The 20,318-nt window shown below is 32.5% G+C and carries 20 protein-coding genes; 9 read left to right on the forward strand and 11 right to left on the reverse strand.

The window, feature by feature from the left end; translation table 11 throughout:
- Positions 1–11: 11 nt before the first annotated feature.
- From odhB to LQ615_RS03160, 7 genes are all read left to right on the forward strand, one after another.
- Positions 12–1,301, forward strand: a complete 1,290-nt coding sequence (gene odhB, locus LQ615_RS03130) for a 2-oxoglutarate dehydrogenase complex dihydrolipoyllysine-residue succinyltransferase (RefSeq protein ID WP_064205152.1) — start codon at positions 12–14, stop codon at positions 1,299–1,301.
- A gap of 432 nt (positions 1,302–1,733) precedes the next feature.
- Complete coding sequence (locus tag LQ615_RS03135) at positions 1,734–2,549, forward strand: VOC family protein (RefSeq protein ID WP_239703833.1); 816 nt, start codon at positions 1,734–1,736, stop codon at positions 2,547–2,549.
- A 14-nt stretch (positions 2,550–2,563) separates the two neighbouring features.
- Positions 2,564–2,767, forward strand: coding sequence for a DUF6501 family protein (locus tag LQ615_RS03140; protein WP_016999789.1), 204 nt, complete (start codon positions 2,564–2,566; stop codon positions 2,765–2,767).
- Positions 2,768–2,974: 207 nt separating this feature from the next.
- Positions 2,975–3,772: an ATP-binding protein gene (locus tag LQ615_RS03145; protein WP_016999788.1), complete on the forward strand. Its 798-nt coding sequence runs from the start codon at positions 2,975–2,977 to the stop codon at positions 3,770–3,772.
- A 10-nt stretch (positions 3,773–3,782) separates the two neighbouring features.
- Positions 3,783–5,669, forward strand: coding sequence for a vWA domain-containing protein (locus tag LQ615_RS03150; protein WP_070045608.1), 1,887 nt, complete (start codon positions 3,783–3,785; stop codon positions 5,667–5,669).
- A gap of 114 nt (positions 5,670–5,783) precedes the next feature.
- The gene (gene brnQ, locus LQ615_RS03155; RefSeq protein ID WP_239703832.1) at positions 5,784–7,121 is read left to right on the forward strand and encodes a branched-chain amino acid transport system II carrier protein; all 1,338 of its coding nucleotides are present in this window, start codon (positions 5,784–5,786) and stop codon (positions 7,119–7,121) included.
- A 439-nt stretch (positions 7,122–7,560) separates the two neighbouring features.
- On the forward strand, positions 7,561–8,763 hold the full coding sequence (locus LQ615_RS03160; protein WP_239703831.1) for a DUF819 family protein: 1,203 nt from the start codon (positions 7,561–7,563) through the stop codon (positions 8,761–8,763).
- Positions 8,764–8,811: 48 nt separating this feature from the next.
- Here LQ615_RS03160 and LQ615_RS03165 read toward each other — a convergent pair whose 3' ends face one another.
- The 3 genes from LQ615_RS03165 to LQ615_RS03175 are packed head-to-tail and all read right to left on the reverse strand — an operon-like array spanning position 8,812 to position 11,005.
- Positions 8,812–10,014, reverse strand: coding sequence for a toxic anion resistance protein (locus LQ615_RS03165; protein ID WP_064205147.1), 1,203 nt, complete (start codon positions 10,012–10,014; stop codon positions 8,812–8,814).
- The gene (locus LQ615_RS03170; RefSeq protein WP_016999783.1) at positions 10,001–10,720 is read right to left on the reverse strand and encodes a 5-bromo-4-chloroindolyl phosphate hydrolysis family protein; all 720 of its coding nucleotides are present in this window, start codon (positions 10,718–10,720) and stop codon (positions 10,001–10,003) included. The genes LQ615_RS03165 and LQ615_RS03170 overlap by 14 nt, the downstream gene beginning before the upstream one ends.
- A gap of 15 nt (positions 10,721–10,735) precedes the next feature.
- Positions 10,736–11,005, reverse strand: a complete 270-nt coding sequence (locus tag LQ615_RS03175) for an acylphosphatase (protein WP_070045767.1) — start codon at positions 11,003–11,005, stop codon at positions 10,736–10,738.
- Between the two features lie 146 nt (positions 11,006–11,151).
- Here LQ615_RS03175 and LQ615_RS03180 point away from each other — a divergent pair, with 146 nt between their 5' ends.
- Together LQ615_RS03180 and cspA are read left to right on the forward strand one after the other, a co-directional pair.
- Positions 11,152–11,454: a DUF1033 family protein gene (locus tag LQ615_RS03180; RefSeq protein ID WP_064205146.1), complete on the forward strand. Its 303-nt coding sequence runs from the start codon at positions 11,152–11,154 to the stop codon at positions 11,452–11,454.
- A 166-nt stretch (positions 11,455–11,620) separates the two neighbouring features.
- The gene (gene cspA, locus LQ615_RS03185) at positions 11,621–11,821 is read left to right on the forward strand and encodes a cold shock protein CspA (protein ID WP_016912585.1); all 201 of its coding nucleotides are present in this window, start codon (positions 11,621–11,623) and stop codon (positions 11,819–11,821) included.
- 190 nt (positions 11,822–12,011) lie between these two features.
- Here cspA and lysA read toward each other — a convergent pair whose 3' ends face one another.
- From lysA to LQ615_RS03225, 8 genes are all read right to left on the reverse strand, one after another.
- Positions 12,012–13,277 carry a diaminopimelate decarboxylase gene (gene lysA, locus LQ615_RS03190; RefSeq protein WP_239703830.1) on the reverse strand — a complete coding sequence of 422 codons (1,266 nt, stop codon included), beginning with the start codon at positions 13,275–13,277 and terminating at the stop codon, positions 12,012–12,014.
- Entirely contained in the window at positions 13,274–14,347 is a 1,074-nt protein-coding gene (alr, locus tag LQ615_RS03195; protein WP_016999779.1) for an alanine racemase, read from the reverse strand. Before alr ends, lysA begins: the two co-directional genes overlap by 4 nt.
- Positions 14,347–15,495: a M20 metallopeptidase family protein gene (locus tag LQ615_RS03200; RefSeq protein ID WP_064205143.1), complete on the reverse strand. Its 1,149-nt coding sequence runs from the start codon at positions 15,493–15,495 to the stop codon at positions 14,347–14,349. Before LQ615_RS03200 ends, alr begins: the two co-directional genes overlap by 1 nt.
- Before the next feature lie 209 nt (positions 15,496–15,704).
- Positions 15,705–16,424, reverse strand: coding sequence for a 2,3,4,5-tetrahydropyridine-2,6-dicarboxylate N-acetyltransferase (gene dapD, locus LQ615_RS03205; RefSeq protein WP_064205142.1), 720 nt, complete (start codon positions 16,422–16,424; stop codon positions 15,705–15,707).
- A 1-nt stretch (position 16,425) separates the two neighbouring features.
- On the reverse strand, positions 16,426–17,163 hold the full coding sequence (dapB, locus tag LQ615_RS03210; RefSeq protein WP_016999776.1) for a 4-hydroxy-tetrahydrodipicolinate reductase: 738 nt from the start codon (positions 17,161–17,163) through the stop codon (positions 16,426–16,428).
- Positions 17,160–18,050: a 4-hydroxy-tetrahydrodipicolinate synthase gene (gene dapA, locus LQ615_RS03215; protein ID WP_070045763.1), complete on the reverse strand. Its 891-nt coding sequence runs from the start codon at positions 18,048–18,050 to the stop codon at positions 17,160–17,162. Before dapA ends, dapB begins: the two co-directional genes overlap by 4 nt.
- Positions 18,051–18,071: 21 nt before the next feature.
- Positions 18,072–19,055 carry an aspartate-semialdehyde dehydrogenase gene (locus LQ615_RS03220; RefSeq protein ID WP_239703829.1) on the reverse strand — a complete coding sequence of 328 codons (984 nt, stop codon included), beginning with the start codon at positions 19,053–19,055 and terminating at the stop codon, positions 18,072–18,074.
- Between the two features lie 20 nt (positions 19,056–19,075).
- Complete coding sequence (locus LQ615_RS03225) at positions 19,076–20,278, reverse strand: aspartate kinase (protein ID WP_016999773.1); 1,203 nt, start codon at positions 20,276–20,278, stop codon at positions 19,076–19,078.
- Positions 20,279–20,318 lie beyond the last annotated feature (40 nt).

The raw sequence follows: 20,318 nt of genomic DNA on the forward strand, positions 1-20,318 counted from the left end.
GGAAATAAATAATGTCAGAGGTAAAAGTACCAGAGTTAGCAGAGTCAATTTCAGAAGGAACGATTTCAGAATGGTTGAAATCTGTTGGAGATCAAGTAGAACAAGGTGAAAATATTGTTGAACTTGAAACAGATAAAGTAAACGTTGAAGTTATTTCTGAAGTATCAGGTGTACTTTCTGAAATTAAAGCAGAAGAAGGCGACACTGTTGAAGTTGGATCAGTAATCGCGATTGTTTCTGAAGGTGAATCAGGTTCAACTTCAAGTGAACAAAAAGAAAGTGATGACAGCGAGTCTAAAGATTCTAAAGATAAAGAAAAACAAACAGAAGCACCTAAAGAAAGCGCTGCTAAATCTGAAGATACTAAACAAACTGAAGATACTAGCAAAGAAGAAGCTAGTTCAAACGACCGCGTACAAGCAACGCCATCAGCTCGTAAACTTGCACGTGAAAAAGGCATTGATTTAAACAAAGTGAAAACACAAGCTGGAGATGTTGTTAGACCAGAAGACGTAGAAAAAGCCTCTCAACCTTCTAAACCAGCTCAACAAGAAAAACAAAGTCAACCAGCAGCACAGAAAAATGAAAACCCATCTAAACCGGTTGTACGTGAAAAATTATCTCGTAGACGTCAAACAATTGCTAAGAAATTATTAGAAGTATCAAATAATACAGCAATGTTAACAACGTTTAACGAAGTAGACATGACTAACGTTATGGAATTACGTAAACGTAAAAAAGATAAATTCCAAGAAGATCATAACGGTACAAGATTAGGCTTTATGTCATTCTTCACTAAAGCATCAGTAGCAGCATTGAAGAAATATCCAGATGTGAACGCTGAAATTGACGGTACTGATTTACTATTAAAACAATACTACGATATCGGTATTGCTGTATCTACAGAAGAAGGTCTAGTTGTACCTAACGTTAGAGACTGTGATAAGAAGAACTTCGCAGAAATCGAACAAGATATTCATGACTTAGCAGTTAAAGCTAATAACAAAAAATTAGGATTAGATGACATGATGGGCGGATCATTCACAATCACTAATGGTGGTGTCTTCGGTTCATTAATGTCAACACCGATTATTAACGGAACACAAGCTGCTATTTTAGGTATGCACTCAATTGTTACAAGACCAATTGCAATTGATAAAGAACGTATGGAAAACAGACCAATGATGTATATTGCTTTAAGTTATGACCACAGAATCATCGATGGTAAACAAGCAGTAGGTTTCCTAAAAACAATCAAAGACCTAATTGAAAATCCAGAAGATTTATTATTAGAGTCTTAATATACTATAATATAGTGACCACAACGGCTGTTGAAGCCGTTGTGGTTTTTCATTTGTGTTAGTTGAAGTGGAGGGATGTGGAATGTTGCACGTAGGCATTCTCTTGCAACATTCGGCGGCTTTATGTTGCACGTGCGCCTCGTCTTGCAACATTCGAGGTCTTTATGTTGCACGTGCGCCTCGTCTTGCAACATTCGGAGGCTTTATGTTGCACGTGCGTCTCGTCTTGCAACATTCGGAGGCTTTATGTTGCACGTGCGTCTCGTCTTGCAACATTCGAGGTCTTTATGTTGCACGTGCACCTCGTCTTGCAACATTCGACCAACTCACCCTCTCACCAAAATTAAATTCGAACTGTCAAACTGATTAATTTGTCATATTTATAATTAATTTGGTATAATTTATAGGAATTCAATTATAGGAGAGATATTCATGAATGGATTAAGAAGTGTGACATTATGGACCCACAATCTTTTAGAGACTGAATCATTTTATAAAAATATATTAGGTTTAAATACTCTATTAAACAAAGAAACGAATATCTTACATATCGGTGATGCACATTTAGCTCCCGGTACTAGAATTATTTATAAACAATATAAAGGTGAGGATCAAGAGCCGGACACGCATTTTTATGGTGTTGCTTTACGTGTTCCTACAGACTTTGCGTTATATGAATATAAACAACAATTTGATGACCACAATGTAGAATATGAATCGGTTCAACAACTAAATGGTAAACATATGTTTAGGTTTTACGATAATAATGGTCATTCATTTTATTTAATTTCAGATGAAAAGAACGCTGGAGTGCCTCTTGGTACTGCTTATGATGATGGTCCTATTAGTCCTCTTCATCAAATACAAGGAGTCGGTCCAATCATGGTTAAATCGCCAGAAACTCAAATAACAGGCTCATTATTAAAAAGTATTTTTGAGTTGCAATTATATGCTGAATACAAGACAATAGATGATGAATCTGCTATCGTCTTCAAAATTGGTCCAGGTGGTAATGGAGGAGAATTACATTTAATAGATTATCCACATCCTCTTAAATCTTCACATCCACCTGTCGATAGAGTCGCAATCACAATTGATAATGTCGAACATTTCGATAAAATAGTTGAACATGTTAAAGATATTGATATGCAACACCAAATCATACAACATGAAGAAGGTATGATTTCATTATTTATTCGCGATATAACAGGCATGATTTATACAATTACATTAGACACAGTGAATTAAAGGAGCGTTTATTTATGTTACATGAAACTTGGAAAGAAAATCACGTTATAAAAAAGGTAGAAGTCGTTCATACTGATGCTGAAAAATTTAAAGTATCCGATATGTTAACAGTAGGAAAAGTTTATGATGTCGTGAATGAAACAGAAGAATATTATCAAATTATAGATAATTCTGGGCATGTTGGTGGATATTTCAAAACTTATTTTAAAGAACTATAAAGATTGAATTAAAAACAAACCAGAGGTTGGGGCAATTTAATTGTCTCAACCTCATTGACTATATTAGCAATAGTTGACTAGGATTGAAATCACGCTTCTATCCTAGTCCTCCATGCTGGGGTGGTACAATGAAATCCTTTCAAAAATGAGATGATTCCTGTTCCACTCCCTTTTTAAGTTTATTATTAGTATATAAAGGAGTACACAATGAGCAAATTAAACAAATACATTAACAATGATGAAACAATATATGAAGATGCTTTATCAATGATTAAATTAAATAAAAATATTTTACTAAAAGGGCCAACAGGTTCTGGTAAAACGAAATTAGCTGAAACAATCGCACAAGACATTAATAAACCGATGCATTCTGTAAACTGTTCTGTAGACTTAGATGCTGAAAGTTTACTTGGTTTTAAAACAATCGAAACAAATGAACAAGGTCACCAAGAAATTGTATTTATTGATGGACCAGTTATTAAAGCAATGAAGAATGGCGAATTATTATACATTGATGAAATCAATATGGCAAAGCCTGAGACATTACCAATTTTAAACGGAGTATTAGACTTCAGAAGAGCATTAACTAATCCATTTACAGGAGAAGTTATCGTAGCTAAAGAAGGTTTTTCTGTTATTGCTGCAATTAACGTAGGTTATATTGGAACATTACCAATGAACGAAGCTTTAAAAAATAGATTCGTCGTATTAGATATAGACTACATTGATGGAGAAACACTTAAGACTATCATCAAAGAACAAAGTCAATTAAACGATGAAGAACTTATCGATTCAATTATCCAATTCAATAAAGATTTGAGAGTCATGTCAAGCCAAGGACAAATCTCAGAAGAATCAGCGAGTATAAGAGCATTGTTAGACCTTGCAGACTTAGCTACCGTTATACCAGTTAGAAGAGCGATTAAACGCGCTATTATAGATAAAATTGATGACGAAAGAGAACAACAAGCAATACAAAATGCAATAGAATTAATTTTCGAGTAAGGAGAATAACATGAGTGATCGTTTTATATTATTCAATGATGAACAAATCGATGCACAACAAATCATGATGTTAACTGACTTAGCAAAATTATTACTTGAAGATCCAAATGTAAAAGTTGCATTCCAAAAATTCCAACATTATGATCCCATTCATAATATATGCAATGTGAGTTTCAACTGGTTACATCGACCAGAAGATATCACAAATGCAGGATTAAAATCTGATATTATGTTAGATACGATTGGCTTCAAACATACAGACCCCTCTATTTACCAAGAAGTATTAGATGAAACGTTTGACCATATGGATTTTTTCAAGCAATTATTTATGCTAATTGAAGAATATAGATTATCTAGTATCATCATGGACACTAGACCAGTTACTAAAAAGCTATTTAATAAACGCTTAAACGTTAAGAAAAGACAAAACAATAGCCAAATACAAGTTTATCAAACGAAAACAACATATACTGATTTGCTATTTCTAACGATTGAACATGCTATCTTAAACGAAAACTTCATTAATAACATTAGTATTACTGAAGAATTTGATGATGCCCTCGTTCAAGTTTTCAATCGCTTAACGCAAATTTTCAATTTAAAAACTTCAGAAGACAGTTACGACTTAGCAGTAAGCATAATGGTGCTCGTTGATTATTTATTAAAAGAAGATATGCTGAACCAATACTATCATCTTCCTGAGCGCATATACGCGTCTTACGAGGAAGAATGGACACTTGAGGATATTAAGCGTCAAGATGCTGCACAAACGGACGATAGTAGCGAAACTGAGCATGACGAAGAGGACATCGTAACTGAAGATGCTGAAACTAAAACAGCCGATAGTCAATCTGATAGCGATCATTATTTAGAAATGGAGCTTCATGAAGGTGAAAATAGCGATGTGCTGACAGATAATGAGCGAGAAGGCGATGCTTCAGATGATATGACTAATATGATGGAGAAAAAAGGTAAAGGATCTAATGATACGATTGATGACGAAGAAGGTGGGTCTCAAGGCAATAATAATCCTTACCAATTAAAAGGTGTAAACAAGAATGTCTCATTAACATTTAACAAACCAGAAATTTCTCCTGAAGATGTTGAAGCATATAAAAGAGCAGTTGAAAGTGTTCAATTTGAAATTAAAGATTTAACAAGTATTATCCAAAAATCAATGAATCATCAATATAGTGACGTTAGAGAAAATTTAACTAAAGGTAGATTACAAAAGAATTTACTTAATTGGTTTATAGATGACCAATACAAATTATTCTTCAAAAAAGATGCATTTAGTAGAAAATTAGATGCTACATTTACACTTTTAGTTGATGCTTCAGCTAGTATGCATGACAAAATGGAAGAAACTAAAAAAGGTGTAGTACTATTCCATGAAACATTAAAAAATCTAGATATTAAACATGAAATACTTGGCTTTAGTGAAGATGCTTTCGAAGCAGATAAATTTAACCAACCGAACACAATTGATGAAATCATTTTATATAACGAATCTACAATGAAACAAAATGATGCACGAATTATGACACTTGAACCTCAAGATGATAATAGAGATGGGGTAGCTTTACGGGTTGCAACACAACAATTACTACAAAGATCAGAAGAACAGAAGTTTTTAATTGTATTTTCTGACGGTGAACCTTCTGCATTTGATTATGCAGAGGATGGTATTATTGATACTCACGAAGCTGTTATAGAAGCAGATAAGCAAGGCGTTTACGTATTTAATGTATTTTTAAATCAAGACACTATTGATGAGAGTATAAGAAATACAGTTCATAATATTTATGGTAGACAAAGCTTATTTGTAGAAGGTGTTGAGAATTTACCTGCTCAATTATCACCACTACTAAAAAAATTACTATTGCAGTCTATTTAATAAACGTTGTAATAAGTTAAAATATATTTATAATTTTCAGAAATTTCATATGGACGAAACCTAATTCCAATGATAAAATATAAATTATTGTAAGTTGTAAAAGGAGTTTAACATATGAATAAGAATATTTTTGTAGTAGGCTTTATGTTATTTGCGATATTTTTTGGAGCAGGTAATTTAATCTTTCCTCCTGCGCTAGGTTTATCGAGCGGTCAATTTTTCTGGCCAGCTATTTTTGGATTTGTAATTACAGGGATTGGCTTACCACTTATCGGTGTTATTGCCGGTTCTATTGAAGATAAAGGATATAGAGCGTCTTTAGGTAAAATTCATCCAGTATTTGCTGTCGTATTGCTTGTTGCTATTTCGTTAACTATTGGGCCGTTGTTCGCTATACCGCGTACAGCAGCAACATCTTTTGAAATGGGTATCACGCCAATTTTCGACACAAATAGTTCAATGGCATTATTTATTTTCTCATTAGTTTACTTTGCTATCGTATTTTACTTAAGTTTCAACTCAAGTAAAATGGTAGATAAAGTAGGTGCTGTTTTAACACCAGTACTACTTATTTCAATTGTTTTACTAATCATTAAAGCTTTCTTCAGCATAGGTGGAGAACCTGTCGTTCCTGGAGAAATGGAAGTTTACAGTAGTGGTGCTACTAGTTTTGGTAAAGGGTTCGTTGAAGGCTACTTAACGATGGACGCTATCGCTGCTATTGCATTCTCAATGATTGTTATTACAGCAATTAAGAGTAAAGGCGTTACAAGAGAAACAGGATTATTTAAACAAACTATTTTGGCAGGTGTAATTGCTGCAATTGCACTAGGATTTATCTATATTTCTTTAGGTTGGATCGGAAATCATATGAACATTTCAGATGCAACATTGAAAGAATTAAATGATAATGGTCAAAATATTGGTACGTATCTATTAACAACTGCCGCTCAAGTATCATTTGGTGAATTCGGTAAGTATTTAATTGGTATTATTGTAGCATTAGCTTGTTTAACAACAGCTACAGGATTGATTGTATCTGTTAGTGAATTCTTCCATGAAATTTTACCAAAAATTTCATACAAATGGTTTGTTACTATTTTCACTTTAATCAGTTTCATTATTTCAAACCAAGGTTTAACTACAGTTATCCAAGGTTCATTACCAGTATTGTTAGTATTATATCCAATAGCTATTACATCTGTATTATTAATACTATTAGGTAAATACGTTAAGACACCACCAATTGCACAACAATTGTCTGTTGCTTTAGTAACAATTATTTCATTCATTTCTGTATTTAATAGTAATGGGGTTATCAATATCGCATTTATGCAAGAATTGCCTCTAGCTCAATATCAGATGGAATGGATTCCTTTTGCAATAGTAGGTTATATCATTGGATTTATTATAGGTAAAGTTAAAAATCAAGCTCCAATTGAATATAGTTAAAGAAAAAAATCCGAGACATAAACTTGTCTCGGATTTTTTATATTAGATGAGCTTATGTAATACTTTAATTTATATGTGAGGCTTAACAGCTAACGAGCTAGACTTCATAGACAATCTCGTTACATTTTCTAGCGGGCAAGACTTCACAGACAAGCACGTTAGCGCTATAAAATACTTTAATTATCATTAATTCCACTTAATTTTTATATGAAATCAACGGCTAACGTGCTAGAAATTTTAAACAAGCTCGTTACATTTTCTAACGGGCAAGTGTTCAAAAACAAGCACGTTAGCGCTATAATAATCCTTTTTTAAATACTAGTTACGTTTTACAGCGTAGCAGAACTGCGAAAACTTTTTAGAAAAAGAGATTTCGCAGTCTCACTCTCTTTTTATTTATGTCATAATAAGTATACATATAATTAAAGGGGTGGGGAATATGATGGTCTTTGCTTTTATTAATAAAGATGAAACATGGATTTTATGGGCTATTTTAGTAAGTATAGCTGCTTTAAGTATCTTTTTAGAACAAAAATATGATTTTGCTTCTAAAATTACTGGCGCTATAATCGCATTAATTGGTGCTATGATTTTATCTAATTTAAACATTATTCCGATTGAATCTCCAGTGTATGACCAAGTTTGGGATTACGTTATTCCACTTGCTATACCATTATTATTATTCAGATCTAATATTTTTAAAATATGGAACGAAAGTAGAAGGTTATTATTTATATTTTTAATTAGTTCTGTAGGGACAGTAGTAGGGGTTGCTGTCAGCTTTTTACTATTGCATCAATTTATACCACAGCTTAATAAAATTGCTGCTATGATGACTGGAAGCTATATAGGTGGTGGTGTAAACTTTGCTGCATTAAGCACCAAGTTCGAAACACCTGGGGAACTTGTATCGGCAACAGTTGTTGCTGATAACAGTGTTATGGCATTTTATTTTATTGTCTTGATTACAATTCCAAATTTAAAATTTGTGAAAAAGTATTTTAGAAGGTTGTATAATAGTGATGCTGAATCTAATGAAAACAATGCAGAAGCATATTGGAAAAGAAATGAAATTAGTTTAAAGGATATTGCATATTCAATTGCTATTGCTTTTTCACTAGTAGCAGTTAGCTTTAAACTATCAGAGTGGATGCAGTCGGCCGTTCCGAAATCAAATCCTTTTTTAGAAGTTGTAGTTGGCATTATAGGGGATCAATTCTTATTATTGACGACTTTATCTTTAATAGTAGTTGCAGTATTTAGCAATTTCTTTGAAAAGTTAAATGCATCTGATGAACTTGGAACATTTTTAATTTATATTTTCTTTGTTGTAATAGGTGTACCAGCATCAATACCGATTATTATTAAAACTGCGCCTTTATTATTTATTTTTGTAGCTATTATATTAATATTTAATTTAGCTGTTACTTTATCATTCGGTAAGTTATTCAAATTTAATATTGAAGAAATGTTGTTAGCAAGTAATGCTAATGCTGGTGGTCCGACAACTGCCGCTGCGCTAGCTATATCAAAAGGGTGGCAAAGTCTCGTAGGTCCTATACTAATTATAGGTACATTAGGTTATGTAATTGGTAACTATATTGGCACTTTAATGTTCTATGTACTTAGCCAATTTATGTAGAAAAAAGCACTATCTCCTTTTATTAAAATAGGGGATAGTGCTTTTTATTTATGATTTAAATGTATTTCTAAGTTGTTGTTGTTCATCTTTAAGTTGTAATAGTTTAGTTTTTAAATCTTGTTCTAAAGATTGTAGTTCTTGTTCAGCTTGTTGACGTTTACGTGTACCGTCTTCTTGTATTCTTAATGTTTCTTGAATTGTATCCACGATATTTGTTTGTGTCGTCTTAAGTGTCTCAATATCAACAATACCACGTTCATTTTCTTCTGCTGTTCTTATCGCATTTTGTTTCAACATTTCTGAGTTTTTAAGCAACAGTTCATTTGTCGTATCTGTAACTTTCTTCTGTGCTTCTGAAGCACCTTGTTGCCTCAATAAAGTTAACGCGATAGCCATTTGGTTCTTCCATAATGGAATACTCGTTAAAATCGAGCTTTGAATCTTTTCAGCCAATGTTTGGTTAATATTTTGTATCATTCTAATTTGTGGTGCTGATTGTAAAGTAATTTGGCGAGATAATTGTAAATCATAGATTCGCTTTTCTAATCTGTTTATATATTGTTGTAAATCAGCCAAATCTTGTACATCCATTTGGTTATTAGATGCTTTAACTTTTTTCTCAAGCTCCACTAAATCATTTTGTTTAAGTTCATCACGCTTTTGTTCAGCTGCTGCGATATAAATATTTAAAGCATCAAAATACGCTTTATTTTCTTCATACAATTGATCTAATAGACCAACATCTTTCATCAGCATATTTTGTGATTTTTGCAGCTCTACAGATATGCGGTCGACTTGCGCACCAACTGATTGGTATTTGCTAAACATTTCATTAACTGAGCGCTCAGCACGCTTAAAAATACGTTTTAAACGCGATTGATTTTGTTTTTGTAATTCATCAGGATTTACTTCTTTTAATTTGTTCATCAAGTTTCTAAGTGAAGAACCGATTGGCCCGACATCTTTAGATTGAACTTGGTTGAGCATTTGATGAGAAAACTGTGATAATTTGTTTTGAGCTTGTTGACCATACAGTAACAGACCATCATTATCTAACGGTTTAATCTGTTTAGCTATTTCGTTTATTTTTTGTTGATCTTCATCTGAGAAATTCTTTTCATAAGTTGAAGTTACATCTGATTGACCAGATTGCTCATTTTCTTGAGCTTCCTGTGGTGCAATTTCATTCGATGAATCCTTAAACGGGTCATCAATTAAGTCATCAAATAAATTTTTATTAGTTTCTGTCATAATTACGCTCCGTTTCATATTCGTATTTTTCTTGATTAGTCTTCAAATTTACTTTTTCTTTAGTTGTTTCAGGTATTTCTTTAGTAAAATCATTTCTGTTTTTAGCCATGTCAGCTAATTCCATCTCAATATCCAATTGATTATAATTCGATTCATTCAACTGCTTTAAATCAGCAACTAAAGTCCTTTTATTCTCATCAATCGTAAGTTTAGTTTGTTTCAATTTAGCTTTTTCTTCTTTAGTTTTATTCGGCATGCGTTGTAATAGAGTGTAGTTATCAATTAAATTAACTGTATTATCTAAATGCGAATAGAAAAAGCTTTCGACTGTATAAAACTTTTCTGGAGATTGTTTAACAGTGTTGTAAATTGTTCTTGTTAATTTAGCAACTTCATTTAAATTTTTAAATTCATTATATGAACGTACACGCATATAATTTTTATATAAGCGTTTAAGTTTTGGGCTCGCATCATTTAATTGTTTTCTAATGAAATGATATTCTCTACGTGTTAATCCCATTTCCTTTAAAAAACGTCTAGAGCTATACCATTGAATAGGAATAAAACTCAATATATATGATCCGATAAACATACCAGTATCTAACATGAAATGTAAATCTAATTGAAATACACTAAATAAAAAAACAACAGACGATATTGGTACAGCTAATAGTGCACCTAATATATACGATAAATTATATTTCATTTTCATCTTCCTAAATTATAACGTTTTGAAATGCTTTGTATTTTCATCTAATGTTACATCTTCTATGTTGTAATCATCTACTTGAGAAGCAGGTGCAACACCTTCAATTATTCCTTTAGTAAAACTTTCTAAGTCATCTGTTTTCCCGCTAGCATAAACTTCAACATAATCGTTAACATTTTCAACTGAGCCAACTATATTATATTTCTTAGCCAGTTGTGCTGTGAAAAATCTAAAACCAACGCCTTGTACGCGTCCATAAACTTTAATGTGTTTTCCGTTCATATTAATCACCTCATATATCCATTATAAAGGGTTTCTTACAAAAAAACTAATAATTAGAAACATAAATACTAAGCGCTTTTCTTGATTTCATCTTCAAATAGATTTAAATTTGTTTTAAGGTAATATTCTGAATAGGGGCGTTATAAATGTGGAAAGTTGTTACTATGCGGGCAGATTATGAGGGCTGGTGGCTATTCGATGATTGGACAGATCATATTATTCATGAAATCATTTGCAATGATTTTGATGAGATGCTAATAACTTATAATGACTTACTGAAATCGTACCAAGAAAAATATGCAAATGAGATAGTTGGTAAATATAATATTCATGCTTTTTATAATAATTGCGATATTGCTTTTTGTGAAGATTGTGAAGAAGATTTACAAATTTTTTATAGTATTCTTATATTAAATGACAATTCTATTTATACACCTTTACCAAATTAATAAATTCTGAAAATATCTGAATTGGTATTGCATTTGAATATTTAGTGACGTATAATAAGTAATAGCAATATCGTTATTCCATATTGCAAATGACATTATATATTTGGTGTTTTTTGTAATATGCGAATATCGCATATTGAATTTTAGTCTTGGAGGTTTCTCAATTATGAAACAAGGTACAGTAAAATGGTTTAATGCAGAAAAAGGATTTGGTTTTATCGAAATCGAAGGAGAAAATGACGTATTCGTACATTTCTCAGCAATTAACCAAGAAGGTTACAAATCTTTAGAAGAAGGTCAAGCAGTAGAATTCGAAGTAGTTGAAGGCGACCGCGGCCCACAAGCTGCAAACGTTGTAAAACTATAAAATATATGAATTTGAAAGACTAGAAAGAAACCCTAACAATGTTAGGGTTTCTTTCTGCAAAACTATAATACTATTAAATAATAATAAAGTTTAAGTTTATATAACGATATCTTTAATTATTTAAAAGCGCTACCCGCAGATTTCTATCTGATTGGGTAGCGCTTTTTTATTCAAAAAAATAAATAATTATTTATTTCACATCGTTCAAAATGAGTTGTTTTAATGTTTGTCGCTTAATAACTTCTCTTGCTTTTCCATCTCTGACAAATAACACTGCCGGTTTTGGCATTTGGTTATAGTTAGAACTCATAGAGTAGTGATACGCTCCTGTCGATAATACAGCTATATAATCACCAATTTTTGTTGATTTAGGTAATTTCATATCTTTACCGATTAAATCACCTGATTCACATAATTTACCTGCTATTGTTACTTCTTGTAAATCATCTTCTTGTCTATCTACTAATAGTGCCTCATATTTCGCATTATATAAAGCTGTTCTAATATGATCACTCATACCACCATCAATTGAAACGTAAGTATTAACATTAGGTATTTCTTTAATAGTGCCAACTCTATATAAAGTTACACCCGCTTCTCCTACGATAGAGCGTCCTGGTTCTATAGATATTTCAGGTATATCCATGCTATATTTTTTACTATTTTCTTTAATAGCATCAGTAATGCGCTTAATACTTTCTTCAATTGGATAGCTCTTATCTTCATTTGTATATTTAATACTGAAACCGCCACCCAAATTGAGAATTTCAATATCGATATTATTTTCTTTTAACCATTCAAATACAATTTGTATCGTATTAATCGTGCCATCCGCTTCAAAAATTTGTGATCCAATATGGAAGTGGATACCTTTAAAGTCTATTTTGTCTGATGCTTGTAGTGCTCGTACACCTTCTAAAGCAGTACCATGTTTTATCGATAATCCAAACTTACTATCTTCTTGTCCTGTTTGTATAAATTCATGTGTATGTGCTTCAACACCTGGATTAACTCTTAAAACTGCTTTGATTGGTTTAGATGCAATTCGGTTAATGCGTGTAACTTCATCTAATGAATCAATAACGAAATACTCAACGCCACTTTCAATTGCATATTCTATTTCATCATTCGTCTTGTTGTTACCGTGAAAGTGTATTTTACTCGGATCAAAATCACTCGCTAAAGCTGTAAATAGTTCTCCTTCAGATACTACGTCTAAGCCCATATTTTCCTCTGCCATTAGTTTAAATAATTGAATGCTACTAAAGGCTTTAGATGCGTATGAAATATTATATTTTAGACCACTGTTACTAAATGCTTCATGAAATCTTCTACACTGTGATCTAATTTGTTCTTCATCATAAACAATAGTAGGGGTACCATAACTAGCTGCAATTGTCTTTAATGAGATATTCCCCATCGTTAATACGCCTTGATCATTATATTTAACAGTCATGATTTAATCTCCTTTATTAATGAATGATGGTTCAGTGCACTAATTTGTTCTGAATTAGCACCTACACCTTTAAATGTAAATTCGTCTATTCTTATGTCATTGCTATACATTGTTACCATATCTCCACGTTTTACTGATTCATCCACTTCTACAAACATGTGACTCATCATCAATCCACGTATAGGATACCTTTTACCATTGATTAACGCATCATGTTTAGCACGTGTTTTAAGTATACCGTCTCCATAACCGATATCAACTACTGCAAGGTTACAATCTTTATCTGCTGTATATTGGAAACTATAACCACAAGTTTCACCTTGTTTAATAGGGCGTACTTGAATCACATTCGCAGTAACAGTAAAATTTTGATGAGTAGTTGAAGTAGGGAGACTACTATAAGGTCTTGAACCATATAGAATAATACCTAATCGCGCATGTGTATGTTGATCAAGCAAGCCATCTTCTCTTACAAAACTCGCACTATTCTGAGCATGAATAAATTTAAACGTATAACCTAAACTTAGGATTTCGTCTAAACAACTTAACCAAGCTGCTCGTTCTATTTCATACTCATCACCACCAAATTCATCTGCGTATCCGAAATGCGTCCATATTCCTTCTATTTTAGCTTGTTCATCGTAGGGTAGGTTAGTATTGGATTCTAATACTTCTTGCATTTCTTGAGCATTTTTCAATCCTGAACGGTGTAGCAAGTTTTCTAATTCTAAATGCAACTTAATACCACTTAAAGCGTCTTTAAATTCATAATAAAATTCTAAAGAGGGTAAAGTCATTGCGATATTATATTGTTTTAAAGTTTCAAACTCTGTAGATGGATTCATTAAAAAGATATTTACATCACTGTTTAAATTTCTAATTCTCACAGCTTCATGTAAAGATGTCGTACTAAATGTCTGTATACCAGCAGCGATAAATGATTGCACTGCAAATTCTAAACCAAAATGATAAGCATCATTTTTCACAACAGCCATAACTTCTTGTCCATCTGTAAACTGTTTAGCGTTATTTATAAAGTCTTGTTCATATATTGTGATACGTGCAACCATTATTTATCCCTTCCTTGATTTAACAATGCCATATAATAATCAGCTACTAAAATAAGCACTTCTTCATCAAAATTTAATTTGTTTGTATGTAGACCATACACAAAATCTTTTTCAATATTTTTAGTTCCGAAAAATACAAAATAACTTGGCGCCAATTGTCCATAGAAACTAAAATCTTCGCCGAATAAATATGGTTTTTCTAGTTCATGTAATTCGACACCAGTTGTATTTAATGCTGACTTTACATTTTCGTATAGTGTCGAATCATTTGTAGTAGGTGGGTATCCCTCAGCAAAATCAACACGACATTCAACATCAAATAACAATTCAACACTTTGAGCAATTTTTATCATTTGTTGTTTCACGGTTTCTAAATCTTGTACATCATAAGTTCGAATTGTACCTTCTAAATAGCCATTTTGTGGGACCGTGTTAATTGCTTCTCCAACATTAAATTGACCTATGTGTACAATGTTTCTATTAAGACCATTTAAATGAAATTGTTGAATTTGACTCACTTGGCTTAATACATGCATTAATGCTTCTGATGCAGCTTTTCCTTCTTCTTTACTCGCTACATGACTAGATAAGCCATTTAAATAGAAACGGTACTCTGTAGCACTTGCAGTTATTTCATCATTTTTAAATGCTACTGTACCTAAATCTTCAAAAGGCATGATATGTACGCCATAAATTTCTTCTATTTGAAATTGATCAAATACTTTAGATTTTATAAGTTGATTTGCGCCCGCTTCCGTTTCTTCTGAAGGTTGAAAAATGAATACAACGTTATGTGGTAATTCGCCTTTGTCGTATAATGCTTTACACCTTTTCGTAAATAACATTAGCGCTGTCGTATGACCATCGTGTCCACAAGCATGCATTACATTGTCATTTTTACTTTTATAAGGTACTTCATTTTCTTCATGAATAGGTAAGGCATCAATATCTGCTCTATAAGCAATTGTCCTATTTGAATTGCCTTCTAAATAACCAATAATCCCTGTAGTAATAGGGCGTTCATATGGTATTTCCAATGATTTAAGAAAATTTTCAATATATGTTGTTGTTTCAAATTCTTGCATGCTTAATTCTGGATGTTGATGCAAATATCTTCTTGTTTCTTTAACAAAATTTAATTCAGACATTTAAAAATCAGTCCCTTTATAGTATGTATAGAAAGAGAGTGGGACATCAATCCAATATTTTTAATAAGATTTCATTGTCCCACCCAAGCAAATATAAATAGTATTGAAAATTTTAATATAATCTATTTCAAACTAGATATATATTGCCAATCTAATAATTTAGGCTGAGGCATTTATTTATGTCTCAGCCTAATCTTTTATATGATGAGTTATTGGTTTAAGTTACGTAAAGCAGATACGATTTCTTTTTTACCATCTTGTACATCTGCTGATTGTTTAATAACTTTAGCAGGGGTACCAGCAACAACTGCTCCTTCAGGAACATCTTTCGTTACAATTGCACCAGCAGCAACTATAGCACCTTTACCAATGCGAACACCTTCAAGTATTACTGCATTAGCTCCGATTAGTACATCGTCTTCAACAACTACTGGAGAAGCACTAGGTGGCTCGATAACGCCCGCTAATACTGCACCTGCACCAACGTGCACATTTTTACCTGTAGTAGCACGACCTCCAAGTGAAGCGTTCATATCAACCATTGTACCTTCGCCAACTACAGCGCCAATGTTAATTGTAGCGCCCATCATTACAACAGCGCCATCTTCAATAACTGCATGTTCTCTAATGAAAGCACCAGGCTCAATACGAGCATTTGTATTTGTTAAATCTTTTAATGGTATCGCTGAATTGCGACGATCCATTTCTATTTCGACATCTGTAAATTGATCTGCATATTTTTCATTAAATGCTTTCCAATCTTTAGCATCACAGAAAATTGTTTTAGATGTTTCTGAACCAAAAACTTTAAATGACTCAGGGAACTCAACATTTTCAAATTGACCGTTAACGTAGACTTTTAAAGGTGTTACCTTCTCAGCCTCACTAATATATTGTATAATCTCTTCTGCAGTAAAATCTTTAACCATGTTAAATTCTCTCCTCATTTAAATTATTGTATGTGTAATATCCGTTTTCTTTATTTACTAATATATTTGCCACACTTAGAGCACCGTTGGCAAATATATCCTTAGACTGTGCACGATGCGTAATTTCAATCGTTTCATCATGTCCAGCAAACAATACTTGGTGCTCTCCAACTATTGTACCACCACGTTGAGAACTAATTCCAATTTCAGAAGGTTCACGCTTCGTGTTAGTTTCATGTCTATTGTAAACCGGAACAGTTTCTTCACGCTTTTCTTTAATAGCATCATATAGTTGTACTAACGTACCACTTGGTGCATCCACTTTTTTATTATGATGTTTTTCCAACATCTCAATATCAAAGTCTTCAAGTAATGGTACAGCATATTGAATAATTTCTTTTAGAATATGCACGCCATAACTCATGTTTGCACTGAAGAATACCGGCATATCTTTAGATTTTTCTTTTAACTTTTCAATGATTATTTCTTTTTCACCTGTAGTCGCAATAACTAATGGTAGTTTAAAGTCTTCTTCTAATAGCGGAATTAACAATTCTGGGTTAGAAAAATCGATTGCTACATCCGCTTCAGGTGCCGATGAAATTGTATCAAAGGCAGGGTAGGGATATTGTTTAGAAGGATCTTTAACAACAACACCTACAATTTCATTGTTATTTTCTTCTGCTAGTCTTGCTACTCGTTCGTTCATTGCGCCATAACCAATTAATAAAATTTTCATTGTTTTACACCATCTTTAAAGTTAGCAAATGCTTTGCTTAATGTTTGTTGTTCTTGTTCATTTAATGTTACTAAAGGTAACCTTACTTCATACTGACCAAAACCTAGTTCACTTGTTAATAACTTAATAGGAATAGGGTTAACATCTACACCTAAATCATTAAGTAAACTTAGAATTTGATCTCTTAAGTTTTCAGCAGTTTTCGTATCATCTTTTTGAACAAGGTCGAATAATTTTTGAGTTTCTTGTGGTATTGCATTTGCCACAACTGAAATTAATCCTTCTCCGCCAAGCTTGTAATAATCATACATATTATCGTCATTACCACTGTATAAAGCAAAATCAGAAGGTAATTTCTCTTTTAATGTTTGTGCATATTCTAAATCTCCAGTAGCATCTTTTAATGCTACAATATACGGATTTTCACTTAATTTAATCATTGTTTCTACGTCAATTGTCATATTTGTTCTAGAAGGTACATTATATAGAACTACTGGCAATTCAACTGTGTTTGCAATTTTAGTAAAGTGGGCGATTAAACCACGTTGGCTTGTTTTATTATAATATGGTGTGATAAGCATAATTGCATCGGCACCTAATTCTTTTGCTTTCAATGATGCTTCAATAGAAGCTTGTGTGTTGTTAGTACCTGTACCTGCTATAACTGGCACACGACCATTTACTTTTTTTATACCTATTTCTAATAATTGATTTTTTTCATCGTTTGTTAAAGTTGGATTTTCTGCAGTAGTACCGTTAATCACGATACTTTGTACACCGTTTTCAATTAAAAATTCTATATGGTTTTCAAATGCTTCGTAGTCTACATTCTCTTCTGTGAATGGTGTCGTTAACGCAACACCTACACCTGTAAATATATGTGACATACTTAACACTCCTCAATTTTTTTATTTATTTAAATTCATAACTTGTTCTAAAACTTGTACTGCATTTAAACTTGCGCCTTTTAATAAATTATCAGAAGTACACCAAATATGGAATGTGTTATCTAATGATTCATCCTTTCTAATTCTTCCTACGAATACTTCATCTTTACCCGTAGAATGAATTGCTAATGGATATTCATTATTTTCTACATTATCAACGAGTACAACTCTGTCATCTTCATCGAATAATTTTTTTATATCTTCAACTGTAGCTTCTTTATCTAATGTTACGTTCATATGAACGCTATGGCTGTCTTGTACAGGAACACGAACACAAGTTGCTGTAACATTTAAAGTGTTATCGTTTAAGATTTTACGTGTTTCGTCGATCATTTTTTGTTCTTCTTTTGTATAACCATCTTCTAAAAATGAATCGATATGTGGTAAGACGTTATTATAGATTGGGTGAGGGTAGTTAGTTGGTTCTTCACCTTGTTCTCCTTTTAATAAGTCTTCTTTACCAGCTAAACCTGAACCTGATACAGCTTGATAAGTAGTATAAGCTACACGCTTAAGGCCGAACTTATCTTGTAAAGGTTTCAAAGGAACTACAGATTGAATTGTAGAACAGTTTGGATTTGCAATAATTTTTCGATTTAATTTTGGTTCGTTTACTTCAGGAACGATTAAATCGATACCTTCGTGCATTCTCCAGTGACTAGAATTATCTATAACAATTGCGCCATTCTCTTCAAAAAGTGGAGCGAAATGTTCACTCGTGCTGCCACCAGCACTCATGATGACATAATCAAATTGTCCATCTGTTTTATCGTCTGTTAAAGCTTCAACAGTGTATGTTTTACCTTGGAATTCTACTTCTTTACCTGCTGAACGTGGTGATGAAAATAATACTAATTCATCAAATTGGATATTCTTTCTGTCTAATACTTCTAATACTTTTTTTCCTACTAAACCTGTTGCACCTACAACTGCTAATTTTGTCATTTTGTTCACTCCATCATTCATTATATATTAAATGTTTCACACAAAATACGTACTGCTTCTTCACCTAAATCTCGATCAACGACATAAGAAATACTAATTTCTGATGTTGTTGTTTGATAAAAAGGTATGTCGTTACTAATTAAAGTTCTGAATGCTTTAGAAGCAATACCAGACATGTCTCTCATGCCAGTTCCAATTACGGATAGCTTTGCATAATTTTCTTTCATTATGTAGCGAAGGTGAGGGTAATCTAGCATTAAATCTTCTATAATTCTTTCAATTTGTTGTACTTCAGAATCTTTTATTGTAAATGACAATTGTAGACCTCTCTGATTTTCAATTTGTGAAATCATATCTACATTCATTGACTCGTGTTCTAAAGAATCAAACATTTTTTGCAGTAATTTAAAGTTTTGCATTGGATACGTTAATGTTACATGAATCATATGCGTATCTAACGCGACTCCAGTGACTGCTTTTTTCTCTAAAATTTCTGTTTGTGGCATAATCCATGTTCCTTTCACGTTTGATAATGTTCTACCTAAATAAAGAGGTATGTTGTAATTTCTAGCTATTTCAACACTCCTTGATTCTAATACACCAGCTCCTAAAGCACTCATTTCCATCATTTCTTCATAAGAAACTTCAGAAAGTAATTTTGCATCTTTATAAATTCTAGGATCTGTTCCATAAACACCATCAACATCAGTGTATATTTCACAAGTGGAATTTATACTTGATGCTATTGCTACAGCGCTTGTATCTGAACCACCGCGTCCTAAAGTAGTGATTTCCATTTCATCATTAACACCTTGGAAGCCAGCTACTACTAGAATATCGTTTGTTTTAAAAGCTTCTTCAAACCTAGGAGCATCAATTTCAGCTATTTTACTCTTTAAATGATGACCAATTGTTTTAATACCAGCTTGATACCCCGTCATCGCCTTCGTTTGAACACCTATATCATTCAACACCATTGAAAGGTAAGATATTGTTTGTTGTTCACCTGTAGTTAGCAACATTGCTAAATGTTCATCTTTAGGTTGCGATGTTAACGTATCAATATTTTGCATTAAAGTATCAGTCGTTTTGCCCATAGCACTTACAACAACTACTAGTTGTTCGCCATTATCAACGCGAGATTTTAACATATAGGCTATATTTTTAATTTTGTTAAAATCACTTACGGATGTTCCGCCAAATTTCAATACACTTTGTGTCAAGATTATTCCTCCAATTAAAATCGGGAGGTCAACGCCGTAA

The sequence above is a fragment of the Mammaliicoccus sp. C-M13 genome (genome assembly GCF_022386845.1).
GTDB classification, from domain to species: Bacteria; Bacillota; Bacilli; order Staphylococcales; family Staphylococcaceae; genus Mammaliicoccus; species Mammaliicoccus lentus.